The organism is Streptococcus marmotae, assembly GCF_001623565.1.
Classification (GTDB): domain Bacteria; phylum Bacillota; class Bacilli; order Lactobacillales; family Streptococcaceae; genus Streptococcus; species Streptococcus marmotae.
This window is the reverse complement of record NZ_CP015196.1, coordinates 499091-511367: the sequence shown is the minus strand read 5'-3', so window position 1 is coordinate 511367 and position 12277 is coordinate 499091. Positions and strand designations below refer to the sequence as shown.

The window sequence follows — 12277 nt, the reverse complement described above, 5'->3', positions numbered from 1 at the left end:
AAAATAATATCAGTATATTATATCACAAACTAAGAAAAGAGTTCAAGTAATGCATATTAAAAGCCTATTGGTTGTGGGTTATCGTCATACGGACCTAGGGATTTTTTCAGAAAAAGATCCGAGATTGGCCGTCCTTAAGGAAGCTATTCGACAAGATTTGATTCGCTTTCTTGAAGAAGGTGTAGAGTGGCTCATCTTCACCGGGAATTTAGGATTTGAGTATTGGTGCTTGGAAGTCGCAAAAGAATTGAAAGAAGAAGGCTATTCGTGCCAACTGGCAACGCTTTTCCTGTTTGAAAATCACGGAGAGAACTGGAATGAAGTCAATCAGGTTAAACTAGCTCATTTCCGCTCGACGGACTTTGTGAAGGTGATTTATCCCCGCTATGAAAATCCGAGCCAGTTTCGCTCTTATAACCAATTTCTTTTAGACAATACAGACGGTGCGTATATTTTTTATGATAGCGAAAATGAAACAAACTTGAAATATCTCTATCATGAGATGTTAAAAAAAGAAGAGTATAGTAAAAAAACGCTTACCTTTGATCGGTTAAATGAGGTAGCAGAAAATTTTAAAGAAATTGAGTGATATGACTTGATTTTTCCCTATATTTTTTCATATAATAGAGACAGTGACGTTTTAGAGAAGGGAAGAGTACTATGGCGAGTGTGAAGTTTACAACAAAAGATATATTTGAACAAGATTTTAAGATTGGATTTCGAGGATATGACCAAGATGAGGTCAATGATTTCCTTGATGATATCATGAAAGATTATGATGCCTATGAAGCCATCATTAAGGAATTAAAAGGGGAGATTGCGCGTCTGAAGGCACAGATGGCTAATGCTTCTCGTACGTCTGTTTCTACAGCAGATGCTGGTGAAACGATACGAACAGAGCGTACGGCTTCGGCAACAAACTTTGACATTTTGCGCCGATTGAATCGACTGGAAAAAGAAGTGTTTGGCAAGCAAATCGTTCAGGAAGATTAAGAAAATATCAGCTTTTTGCAATTTTTGGATAATCGCATGGTAGATTTCTACTATGAGGAAAGTCCATGCTAGCACTGGCTGTGATGCCAGTAGTGTTTGTGCTAGGCGAATCCATAAGCCTAGGGACGCAGCGATGCGTTACGGCGACCAAAACAGCTAAGTCGTAAGATAGGCTCGAGTAGGTCTGAAAGTGCCACAGTGACGGAGTTTTTATGGAAACATAGAAAGTGGAACGCGGTAAACCCCTCAAGCTAGCAACCCAAATTTTGGTCGGGGCACGGGAAAGTCGGAATCCGAACGAACTTTTCTGACTGCAATAGGCAGTAGACAGATGATTATCGAAGGTGGTAGTACCTAGTACCGCTGGAACAGAACATGGCTTATAGAAAATTGCATATATAGGTAAGCTAGCTTTGCTAGCTTTTATTGTAGGAGAATCATGAAAGAAAGATTTACATTTATTGCGACTGCAGCAGCAGGTTTGGAAGCGGTGGTTGGACGGGAAATCCGTGAGTTAGGCTATGACTGTCAGGTTGAAAATGGGCGGGTCCGTTTTGAAGGTGACATCATTGCACTGATTCGGACCAACCTTTGGTTACGGTCTGCGGATCGGATCAAGATTGTTGTAGGAAGTTTTAAAGCAAAGACATTTGAAGAGCTTTTTCAAGGGGTGTTTGCCCTTGATTGGCAAGAGTACCTACCGCTAGGGTGTAAATTTCCGATTTCAAAAGCCAAGTGTGTCAAATCCACCTTGCACAATGAACCGAGTGTTCAGGCGATTTCCAAAAAAGCAGTGGTAAAAAAATTGCAAAAACATTTTTCGCGCCCAGAAGGGGTGCCCTTGCAGGAAGTAGGAGCAGAGTTTAAGATTGAGGTATCGATTTTAAAAGATGTTGCGACTGTTTTGATTGATACAACGGGTTCCAGCTTGTTCAAGCGTGGATACCGGGCTGAAAAAGGTGGTGCGCCGATCAAGGAAAACATGGCAGCGGCGATTTTACAATTGTCCAACTGGTATCCAGACAAGCCTTTCATTGATCCAACGTGTGGTTCAGGGACTTTTTGTATCGAAGCAGCAATGCTGGCTCGAAATATTGCCCCTGGTTTAAAGCGCTCTTTTGCCTTTGAAGAATGGAATTGGGTAGATGCTACCTTGATAGAGCAAGAAAGAGAAGCAGCACGTGCGGCCATTCGTTCTGATATAGAACTAGATATTTCAGGTTTTGATATTGACGGTCGCATGATTGAGATTGCAAAGAAAAATGCGACTGAAGCAGGTGTAGCAAAGGATATCGCCTTCAAGCAAATGCGTTTACAAGATTTGCGGACAGACAAAATCAATGGGGTCATTGTTTCAAATCCACCTTATGGAGAGCGCTTGTTAGATGATGATGCGATTGTAAAGCTATATAGTGAGATGGGGCAAACTTTTGAACCGCTGAAGACATGGTCAAAATTTATCCTGACCAGTGATGAGCAATTTGAAAGCCGCTATGGACAACAGGCGGACAAAAAGCGGAAATTATATAACGGAACGCTAAAAGTTGATTTGTATCAATTTTTCGGCCAACGGGTAAAACGCATAGTGAAAGAGTAGGATAGGATATGGTAAAAGAGACAGAACAGCAAGCTAACCTTCCAGAAAATGATGAGAAAGTTTTGGATTTTGAAGAAGCCAAGCACATGACCATAGAAGAAGCGGTGCGAAAACACGAGGAGTTGCAAGTCGGTGTCACAGATGAGGACGGCGTGCTAGACCGCTATATCAAGCAACATCGGGATAAGATCGAGTCGGAAAAATATGAGACGAAAGTCAATATTCCAGTGGTCACAGAAGAAATTGCAGAATTAGAGAATCTTGCTACTGAGGGAATGACAGTGGAATTCCCAACTAGTCATGAGGATGTTCCTTCAGTAGATGAGGCAGTAGCTAGTGTGGTGGTGGAACCCTTCCCTGCTCCTGAATCTGCTGAGTTTAATGATTTTGAAGAGGATAGCCAAGTTGGTGTGTCAACAAAGAAGAAGGTGTTGATTTGGTCTAGTTTGGTTGCGCTATTTGTTGCAGTGTTAGCGACAGCGTTTATATGGCTCAATCATTCTGAGCAAAATAAGGTGACGGAGACTGAGTCAAGCAGTAGCTCAACGACATCCACAAGTAGTCAAGATGCAAATACTAAGGCGTTTAACACCCTTTATGCTAGCTTTTTTACAGATACCAGTCAAAATAAATTAAAAAATGCTCAGTTTGATAAATTGCCTAATTTAAAAGCCTTGTTGGATAAAATGGATTCTAAGTCAGCTGACTATAAAAAAGCTAAGGATAAGTATGATCATCTAGCAAAAGCCATTCAAGCTGTTCAAGAAACGAACCAGCAATTTGACAAGCCAATCATTGTTGATGGAGAGTTGGACACAACTGTAACAGCCAAAACAGATGCGAATTTTGCATCTACAACGACAGGAATTGCAGGAGTAGATGCGACTATTACCGCCGCAATTAATTTTGGTCGGTCTCAACAAGATACGCCAGCCTCTTCAGCGGCAGCTCCGAGCGCACCAGCAAATCCAGCTCCTGCGCTAGAGGCTACAGTGACAGAAGTTGCACCAGTCGCACCAATCAGCGGAAATGCTGGCCAGATTGTTGTCGGCACCAATCCATTATATGGTATCGCTGTGCCAGCAGGAGTTACTTTGCAGCGCAATCTCAGTCGTGTACCGTACGACCAAGCAAAAATTGACGATGTGACTAATCCGGCTTGGGCTTTCAATTCAGGAGTGCTGGAGCAGATTATTGCTGTGTCACAGGGGCGTGGGTATATTAGTGGCTACCAGTATATTTTAGAACCCGTCAATATTATCAACGGAAATGGATACTATAATCTTTTCCGTCCAGATGGCACCTATCTTTTTTCAATAAATGCGAAGACAGGATATTTTGTCGGAAATGGTGCTGGTTACGCCGATGATTTGGACTACTAAGAGAAGGCACACAAAGGAGTGATGAAGAAAAATCGCTCCTTTCTTTTTTTTGCTTTACAGCAGGAAAGAGGATTTTATAGATCAATAAGTGAAATTACTTTTTGGTTGATTATTTTTGCTAAAAAACTAGAATAAATGTATAATGAAGGGAATATGATATAAAAAGAAAAGGAGAAAAATGAAAAGATGGAGACAGCTTGTCCTTGTTAGCTTGGCTATGTTGCTGATCAGTGGTTGTGCTGCACAGAGCAAAGCGCCTACAGAAAGCGCAGAAGCAACGCAAGAACAAGAAAATAAGGCTGGAGGTATCAATACAGCATTAGCAGTGCAAGGGCAGAAATTACCTGATTTTACCGTTCAGACGGTAGATAGCATGACTAAGTATGCGACAGAATTAGTGAGTGACCAGCCTACCTTGCTGATTGCCTGGGCAAGTTGGTGTCCGGATTGTCAACAACAACTGCCAATCGTAGAAGAACTGTACCAGCAGTATAAGGACAAGGTTCATTTTATCGGTGTCAATATGACCGATGGTAGCCGAGAGACAAAGGACAAGGCCCTGCAATACCTGTCTGAAAACGGCTATAGTCTACCGGTTGTATTTGATACAGAGTCTAGTGCCCTAACTGCATTACAGGTAGATACGATTCCTACCATGTATTTTGTCCGTCATCACAAGATTGAAAAAGTAGTAGTGACGGTAGAAAACAAGGATAATTTAGCTAAAATGTTGGATGAGATACTGTAAAAAGGGAGATAGAAAATGAAATTGAAACAGTTTTTACAAAAACTACAACATGCTGTAGCAGTCATTGGACTTGCTTCAAGCAGTTTAGTTGTACCGCTGACAGTTTCGGCAGACGAAACTACGCCAGTGGCAGCGCCAGAGAATAAGGTGACATATGTCTATGAAGAAAAATGTAGGGTCGGAAGGGATGTGAAAGACGACTTTACAGATGTTATGATTGGACATAAAAAGTGGGATGGAGAAAAAGGCAAAGAGGCCTATTCTGATCCGAGTGATAAAAAGTGGGAAATCAATGATTATCAAACAATTCATACCTCTTTTGACGGGACCTTAAAAAACGAGGATGGCTCCTTGAAAGCAGGAGATTTCTTCACAGTACAATTACCAAAAGAGACTCGTTTTGAAGATTTGCTGCAGCAAAATTTGGCACGAGCTAAAGATATTTATGCAAAAGATGATAGTGGCGAGCTAGTAGCAACAGCTCATTATAATCCAACGACGAATACCATTACGTATGTCTTTACCGCCTATGTAGAAAGTCACAAAGATATTCAAATCCATACAGAGTATGTTGAAACATTAAATCAAGACAAACTCAGAGGAAATCAGAATTATACCTTTAAAGGAAACTATGCCGGTCACGAATCTTCTTACAGCTATTACTTGGATAACTGGTCGCTTCAAGATGTGACTCGCTTTAACAATGTCGACTCGGAAAATCCTGCAGAGGTTGTGAACAAACTGACAGAAGTTAACCCCCTAAATACCACCTTTAAGACCATCATGAATGCCAAGGTATCCGGTACTGGAAGTGAGTTGAAGTTTACTTACGATCAAGATTCGAGGGTGACTCGCAGTGCGGATACGCAGTTAACCATCTATGCGGTTCCAGAAGATGAGCTGCTAGACGGAAGCTTCCGTTCGTATAGTGATACTTGGACAGACGTGACGGCATCATTCACTCGGGAAGAAAAGGGTAAGAACCTTGAATATACTACAAAAAGCAATACCCACACCCAGTATGTCGTTGTTGCACAGGGGAATTATAATCCAGACCTAGGGATTTGGGTTCAGTTAATTACCACCTACACTGACCCAACTTCTGGAAAGACAAAACCTTCTGGAATCGTAGCTTATATGACAAAAGAGCCTACTCAAGAATGGGCAAAAGCAGTTAAGAATGGTGATTTAACAGAATCAAAAGCCTGCACTCCTTATAAGGAAATTCAAATCGAAAAAGTTGACAGCAAAGATGCTAGTAAAAAATTAGCAGGAGCAGAATTCGAAGTTTATAATGCACAAAATGAGCTAGTTGCCAATGTAACAACAAATGATGAAGGAAAAGCCGCCGTAGAAAATCTATCTCCGGGTGTGTATACTGTCGAAGAAGTGAAGGCGCCTGAAGGCTACAAACCTCCAAAAGAAGGAGCCCACACCCAAAAGATTGATTTGACAAGAGAGGATGCTCGTGCTGCTATTTATCAGGTTGTAAACGAGAAGGCCAACACCGGAAGTATTTCCTTCCAAAAAATTTCGGACGTTCCATGTCCACCAGGGCAAAATAGCAGTGTCGTTATACAATTACCAACCAATTCAGGCGGTGTCGTTGACCGAGCTGATTCGACAATTCCTGTTATCGTGAGTGGTGCGGATGCTGGTCGTTCAGGTTGTCATATAGTTTCATCTACGGTATTGCAGTCACCATGGAATACAGGTGGTGTTGTTGATAGAGAAAGTGGGATAGTAGAACGGGCTAATGATAGCGGGTCAAGCACTACTGAAGCCGAAAAGAAAGATGTTGCTCCAAGCGCTGATTCCTCTGCAATATATGCTCTAGCCGGCGTTGTCTTTGAATTGAGACAAAATAATGAAGTAGTTGATACAGCTATTTCAGATGAGATTGGGCGTGTTCGATTTGATAACGTTCCAGTTGGTACTTATCAAATCGTCGAGGTATCAACGGTTGAGGGGTATATTCTTGATCCAACAGAGAGAACGGTAGCCATTACAAAGGATGGTGAGGATGTTGTCCTAGATCCGATTGTCAATATCAAAGAAAAACCAACATCACAACCAATCTCTGTTTCTCTTTCAGTAGATAAAGAGCTCAAGGGTGCAGAATTAAAGGCAAACCAATTTACCTTTGAATTGAAGAAAGACGGTCAAGTTGTTGCAACAGCGCAAAACGTAGCGACGGGCCGAGCTACCTTCGAGGCTCAAACCTTCAGCGAAGAAGGCGAGTATGAGTACACGATTTCTGAGAAAAACGATGGGCAACCTAATGTGACCTACGATCTAAGTGAGAAGAAGGTCCTTGTGGCAGTCACAAAAGACGAAAAAGGTCAACTTGTTGCAAAAGCAAGCTACGATGGCTCTGCTAAGGTTCCAACATTCACAAATAGCTACGAGGCGCCAAAAGTGACTCCAGCTTCAGTATCTCTTTCAGTAGATAAAGAGCTCAAGGGTGCAGAATTGAAGGCAAACCAATTTACCTTTGAGTTGAAGAAAGACGGCCAAGTTGTTGCAACAGCGCAAAACGTAGCGACGGGCCGAGCTACCTTCGAGGCTCAAACCTTCAGCGAAGAAGGCGAGTATGAGTACACGATTTCTGAGAAAAACGATGGGCAACCTAATGTGACTTACGATCTAAGTGAGAAGAAGGTCCTTGTGGCAGTCACAAAAGACGAAAAAGGTCAACTTGTTGCAAAAGTAAGCTACGATGGCTCTGCTAAGGTTCCAACATTCACAAATAGCTACGAGGAGCCAAAAGTGACTCCAGCTTCAGTGGAGTTGCAAGCTAAAAAAGTTCTTGATGGCAAAGAACTCGCTGAACATCAATTTAAATTTGAATTGCGCCAAGGAACTGATGTCTTGGAGAGTGTCTCTAATAGTAAGGATGGGCTAATCAAGTTCCCGATGCTTACGTTTGAGAAGGAAGGTACCTATACTTATACGATTGCTGAAGAAAATGATAATCAGGCGAATGTAACCTACGATGCGACTGAAAAACAAGTGTCAATTACTGTAACGAAAAATAGCGCAAACCAGCTAGTTGCAGAAGTTGTTTACGATGGAGCAAGTGAGATTCCAATATTTACCAACGTCTATACAGCGCCACCAGCGCCAGTAGTACCAGTAGTGCTACAAGTTGATAAGAAGTTGGCTGGAAAAGATTTGGAGTCAGGCCAATTTAGCTTTGTACTGACAGGTGATGGCATTGCAGACAAGGTTGTTGCGACAAATAATAAGGCAGGACGTGTGACCTTCCCAGAAATGACATTTGACAAAGAGGGAGTGTACACCTATACAATTGCTGAAGAAAATGATGGTCAAGCTAATGTAACCTATGATGCGACTAAAAAGCAAGTCATCGTGACAGTGATAAAAACAGGGGAATCGCTTGTTGCAGAAGTGACATACGATGGTTTACATGAGGTGCCAACGTTTACAAACACCTATGATGAGCCGAAATTGCCAAGTAGCAATGTTGTGCTTAAAAAAGTTGATGCAAAAGATCATACGAAAGTGTTAGCAGGCGTCGTATTTGCCTTACATAGAGATGGCGTCAAAGATGTAGAAGCAATTACGGGTATAGACGGTATTGCTCGCTTTGAGAATGTTGAGCCAGGAACCTATGTTCTTTCAGAAAAGGTGACGATTAGTGGTTATCGCCTTAGCTCTGAAACGCGTGTAGTAACGGTCACAGGAGACGGAAAAGAGATTGACTTAGGTGAGTTCGAAAATGAACCTGTGCCACCAAGCACAAGCACCCACCAACGATTCCAAGTACGACTACTCCGCCAAGTACAAGCACCCCACCAACGGTTCCAAGTACGACTACTCCGCCAAGTACAAGCACCCCACCAACGGTTCCAAGTACGACTACTCCGCCAAGTACAAGCACCCCACCAACGGTTCCAAGTATGTCTACTCCGCCAAGTACAAGTACCCCACCAACAGTGCCAAGTGCAACCACTCCATCAAGTACGCCGACAATTCCTTCAAGTACAAAACCAGTACCAGGAACACCATCAGGCATACCGTCTCAATCTACAAGTCCATCCTCCCCAGCAACACCGGGAGCGAAGACTATTCTTCCACGAACAGGTGAGACGACTACAGCTTGGCTAGGAGCTCTTGGAGTTGCCATTGCTGCCTTAACAGGATTTGCTTATCGAAGCAAAAAAGAAAAGGGATAGAATAAAAAGAAAGGGGCCTCCCTTTCTTTTTAACGTTATTAAACCGGATTTCGTTCAAATGGATCATCGGAAATGCCTTGAGCTAGGATTAGTTTAGCCCATTCTTTGGCAGAAAAGAGGCTATGGTCCTTGTAGTTGCCGCAGGATTCGATGGTTGTGCCAGGTACATCTTTCCAAGTAGTTACTTCTGCAATTTCTTCCAAGCAAGATTTGATGACTTTTGCAATTTCTGTGGTAGAATGAGTCCCCCACATAATCATATGAAAGCCTGTCCGACAGCCGAATGGCGAGCAATCAATCAACCCGTCCATTCGTTTTCGGATGAGAAGAGCCAGTAAGTGCTCAATGGTATGGAGACCAGCAGTAGGAATCGCATCTTCATTTGGTTGGACAAGACGGATATCATAATTTGAAATGACATCTCCTTTAGGTCCCGTTTCTTCTGAAATCATGCGGATATAAGGTGCTTTCACGATGGTATGGTCCAATTCAAAACTTTCAACCAGAACTTCTTTGGTCATAACAGTCCTCCTTTTGTTTTAAAATGATTATAACATATTTTTGACTTGGACATTGTGAAATGAATAAAAATATGGTAGAATGAAAGAAGATTTTTAATCTAAAAATAAATAAAAAAAGAGGTGGAAAAATGTCAACAGTATCCATTGTTGTTGCCCTTATTTCCGCTCTCATTGGTTTAGTTATTGGTTATCTAGCGATTTCTTTAAAAATGAAAACTGCAAAAGAAGCTGCAGAATTAACACTTTTAAACGCTGAACAAGAAGCAAGTAATATTCGAGGAAAAGCTGAGCAAGAGGCAGAACAGTTGATGATTGTTGCGGAACGCGACCGTCAAACCTTGAAAAAAGAATTGCTTTTAGAAGCGAAAGAAGACGCTCGAAAATATCGTGAAGAAATTGCGGAAGAATTTAAGTCGGAACGACAAGAATTGAAACAAACGGAAGCGCGCTTGACAGAACGTGCAAGTAGCTTGGACCGTAAAGACGATAATTTAACAAGTAAAGAAAAAGCTTTGGAGCAAAAGGAGCAATCTCTTACAGATAAGTCTAAACACATTGAAGAGCGCGAAGAAGAGGTCTCAAAATTAGAAGAGCAAAAGGCTATCGAATTAGAACGAGTAGCCTCGCTCACTCAGGAAGAAGCACGTGAGTTAATCTTAACGGATACACGCGATAAGATGACCCATGAAATTGCCACTCGCATAAAAGAAGCAGAGCGCGAAGTCAAAGAACGGGCTGATAAGACAGCCAAAGACCTGTTGGCCCAAGCGATGCAACGAATTTCTGGTGAATACGTAACAGAACAAACCATTACATCTGTTCATTTGCCAGACGATACGATGAAGGGGCGGATTATCGGACGTGAAGGGCGAAATATCCGAACGTTTGAAAGTCTGACAGGGATTGATGTAATTATTGATGATACACCAGAAGTAGTTGTCTTGTCTGGATTTGACCCAATCCGTCGAGAAATTGCTCGCATGACTATGGAGGCCTTGTTGCAAGATGGGCGGATTCATCCAGCTCGTATCGAAGAATTGGTTGAAAAGCATCGTGTTGAGATGGACAATCGCATTCGGGAATATGGTGAGGCAGCAGCATACGAGATTGGTGCACCAAACCTTCATCCGGATTTGATTAAGATCATGGGACGTTTGCATTTCCGCACATCTTATGGACAGAATGTACTACGCCATTCGATTGAAGTAGCTAAATTAGCTGGTGTACTTGCGGCAGAACTCGGTGAGAATGTCAATATGGCTCGCCGTGCAGGTTTCTTGCATGATATCGGGAAGGCTATTGACCGTGAGGTGGATGGTAGCCACGTTGAGATTGGGACAGAACTAGCTCGTAAGTATAAGGAGCATCCAGTAGTGATCAATGCGATTGCGAGTCACCACGGTGATGTGGAAGCGACTAGCACGATTGCAGTGATTGTTGCAGCGGCAGATGCCCTCAGTGCAGCCCGACCAGGTTCACGTCGTGAGTCGATGGAAGCCTATGTGAAACGTCTCCAAGATTTGGAAGAAATTGCTAACAGCTTTAAAGGAATCAAGCAAGCCTATGCGATTCAGGCCGGTCGTGAGATTCGCATCATTGTTCATCCAAAGATTGTCAATGATGATAAGATTACCATTTTGGCCCATGATATTCGTGAAAAGATTGAAAACAATCTCGATTACCCAGGTAATATCAAGGTAACGGTTATCCGTGAAACACGCGCAACGGAAGTTGCTAAATAAGAATCAGAAAGATTAGTTTGTAGGAGCTAATCTTTTCTATATGATTTTATTTGAGAAGATAAAGAAAAGCAGTTGAAAAAGGATGGGATTTTTGATACACTAAAGAGAAAGATTATGAAGGAGATATGATGGCAGATCGTGGCTTGTTAATCGTTTTTTCAGGACCTTCTGGGGTTGGTAAAGGAACGGTTCGACGTGAGATTTTTGAAAGCTCAGAAAATAAATTTCAGTATTCTGTTTCAATGACAACTCGTCCTCAGCGCCCAGGTGAGGTAGATGGAGTAGATTATTTCTTTAGAACACGTGAAGAGTTTGAAGATTTGATTCGTCAAGGACAAATGCTAGAATATGCAGAATATGTGGGAAATTACTACGGTACGCCACTGACCTATGTCAATGAAACACTGGACAAGGGTATTGATGTCTTCCTTGAAATTGAAGTCCAAGGGGCTTTGCAGGTGAAAAAGAAGGTGCCTGATGCGGTCTTTATCTTCTTAACTCCACCAGATTTGGATGAATTACAAGATCGTCTAGTTGGTCGTGGTACAGATAGTGCAGAAGTGATTGCCCAACGGATTGAAAAAGCAAAAGAAGAAATTGCTCTGATGCGTGAATATGACTATGCGATTGTCAATGATGAAGTGCCATTAGCGGCAGAGCGTGTCAAGCGGGTGATTGAGGCGGAGCATTTCCGTGTTGATCGTGTGATTGGTCATTACCAAGACATGCTAAAAGAGATAAAAAATTAGAAATTAGGTAAGAGATATGATGTTAAAACCTTCGATTGATACATTGTTGGACAAGGTACCTTCAAAGTATTCATTGGTTATCTTAGAGGCAAAGCGTGCTCATGAATTAGAAGCAGGAGCAAAAGCAACACAAGAATTTACTTCTATTAAGTCAACGCTTCGTGCCTTGGAAGAAATTGAATCTGGAAATGTGGTTATCCATCCAGATCCAGAAGCAAAACGAGAAGCAGTTCGCCGTCGTGCAGAAGAAGAACGTCTTCGCCAAGAAGAAGAAGAACGTAAGATTAAAGAACAAATCGCCAAAGAGAAAGAAGAAGGCGACAAGATGTAAAGGAAAGACTCGGTT

11 protein-coding genes and 1 other RNA gene are annotated in these 12277 nt (G+C 42.2%); 11 read left to right on the top strand and 1 reads right to left on the bottom strand.

The genetic code is table 11. The annotated features are described in order from the left end of the window. Positions 1 to 55 precede the first annotated feature (55 nt). From A4H00_RS02600 to A4H00_RS12415, 8 genes are all read left to right on the top strand, one after another. A complete protein-coding gene (locus tag A4H00_RS02600) occupies positions 56 to 589 on the top strand; it encodes an SLOG family protein (RefSeq protein ID WP_067091401.1) in 534 nt (177 codons plus the stop codon). A gap of 71 nt (positions 590 to 660) precedes the next feature. After that, positions 661 to 993 carry a cell division regulator GpsB gene (gpsB, locus tag A4H00_RS02595; RefSeq protein WP_067086929.1) on the top strand — a complete coding sequence of 111 codons (333 nt, stop codon included), beginning with the start codon at positions 661 to 663 and terminating at the stop codon, positions 991 to 993. A gap of 20 nt (positions 994 to 1013) precedes the next feature. Continuing rightward, positions 1014 to 1381, top strand: an RNA gene (gene rnpB / locus A4H00_RS02590) — RNase P RNA component class B. A 51-nt stretch (positions 1382 to 1432) separates the two neighbouring features. After that, positions 1433 to 2590 carry a THUMP domain-containing class I SAM-dependent RNA methyltransferase gene (locus A4H00_RS02585; protein WP_067086926.1) on the top strand — a complete coding sequence of 386 codons (1158 nt, stop codon included), beginning with the start codon at positions 1433 to 1435 and terminating at the stop codon, positions 2588 to 2590. An 8-nt stretch (positions 2591 to 2598) separates the two neighbouring features. Further along, positions 2599 to 3972, top strand: a complete 1374-nt coding sequence (locus tag A4H00_RS02580) for a cell division site-positioning protein MapZ family protein (RefSeq protein WP_067086924.1) — start codon at positions 2599 to 2601, stop codon at positions 3970 to 3972. Between the two features lie 178 nt (positions 3973 to 4150). Next, positions 4151 to 4720, top strand: coding sequence for a TlpA disulfide reductase family protein (locus A4H00_RS02575; protein ID WP_067086921.1), 570 nt, complete (start codon positions 4151 to 4153; stop codon positions 4718 to 4720). A 15-nt stretch (positions 4721 to 4735) separates the two neighbouring features. Continuing rightward, positions 4736 to 8851, top strand: coding sequence for a Spy0128 family protein (locus A4H00_RS02570; RefSeq protein WP_067086919.1), 4116 nt, complete (start codon positions 4736 to 4738; stop codon positions 8849 to 8851). Further along, the gene (locus A4H00_RS12415; RefSeq protein WP_418080451.1) at positions 8812 to 8919 is read left to right on the top strand and encodes an LPXTG cell wall anchor domain-containing protein; all 108 of its coding nucleotides are present in this window, start codon (positions 8812 to 8814) and stop codon (positions 8917 to 8919) included. Before A4H00_RS02570 ends, A4H00_RS12415 begins: the two co-directional genes overlap by 40 nt. 38 nt (positions 8920 to 8957) lie before the next feature. Here the strand turns inward: A4H00_RS12415 and A4H00_RS02565 are convergent, their stop codons facing one another. Then, positions 8958 to 9440 carry an S-ribosylhomocysteine lyase gene (locus tag A4H00_RS02565; protein WP_067086916.1) on the bottom strand — a complete coding sequence of 161 codons (483 nt, stop codon included), beginning with the start codon at positions 9438 to 9440 and terminating at the stop codon, positions 8958 to 8960. A 128-nt stretch (positions 9441 to 9568) separates the two neighbouring features. On the opposite strand from A4H00_RS02565, the gene A4H00_RS02560 reads away from it, so the two are divergent. The 3 genes from A4H00_RS02560 to rpoZ all read left to right on the top strand — a co-directional run bounded on the left by A4H00_RS02560 (position 9569) and on the right by rpoZ (position 12262). After that, entirely contained in the window at positions 9569 to 11182 is a 1614-nt protein-coding gene (locus A4H00_RS02560; protein ID WP_067086913.1) for a ribonuclease Y, read from the top strand. A gap of 125 nt (positions 11183 to 11307) precedes the next feature. Then, the gene (gmk, locus tag A4H00_RS02555; RefSeq protein WP_309109427.1) at positions 11308 to 11931 is read left to right on the top strand and encodes a guanylate kinase; all 624 of its coding nucleotides are present in this window, start codon (positions 11308 to 11310) and stop codon (positions 11929 to 11931) included. A 16-nt stretch (positions 11932 to 11947) separates the two neighbouring features. Further along, entirely contained in the window at positions 11948 to 12262 is a 315-nt protein-coding gene (gene rpoZ, locus A4H00_RS02550) for a DNA-directed RNA polymerase subunit omega (RefSeq protein WP_067086908.1), read from the top strand. Positions 12263 to 12277: the final 15 nt, after the last annotated feature.

What these genes read in the sequence shown, in the direction of transcription:
- gpsB (WP_067086929.1), top strand. Translation starts at nt 661, where the DNA reads ATGGCGAGTGTGAAGTTTACAACAAAAGATATATTTGAACAAGATTTT.
- A4H00_RS02585 (WP_067086926.1), top strand. Translation starts at nt 1,433, where the DNA reads ATGAAAGAAAGATTTACATTTATTGCGACTGCAGCAGCAGGTTTGGAA.
- A4H00_RS02580 (WP_067086924.1), top strand. Translation starts at nt 2,599, where the DNA reads ATGGTAAAAGAGACAGAACAGCAAGCTAACCTTCCAGAAAATGATGAG.
- A4H00_RS02575 (WP_067086921.1), top strand. Translation starts at nt 4,151, where the DNA reads ATGAAAAGATGGAGACAGCTTGTCCTTGTTAGCTTGGCTATGTTGCTG.
- A4H00_RS02570 (WP_067086919.1), top strand. Translation starts at nt 4,736, where the DNA reads ATGAAATTGAAACAGTTTTTACAAAAACTACAACATGCTGTAGCAGTC.
- A4H00_RS02565 (WP_067086916.1), bottom strand. Translation starts at nt 9,440, where the DNA reads ATGACCAAAGAAGTTCTGGTTGAAAGTTTTGAATTGGACCATACCATC.
- A4H00_RS02560 (WP_067086913.1), top strand. Translation starts at nt 9,569, where the DNA reads ATGTCAACAGTATCCATTGTTGTTGCCCTTATTTCCGCTCTCATTGGT.
- gmk (WP_309109427.1), top strand. Translation starts at nt 11,308, where the DNA reads ATGATGGCAGATCGTGGCTTGTTAATCGTTTTTTCAGGACCTTCTGGG.
- rpoZ (WP_067086908.1), top strand. Translation starts at nt 11,948, where the DNA reads ATGATGTTAAAACCTTCGATTGATACATTGTTGGACAAGGTACCTTCA.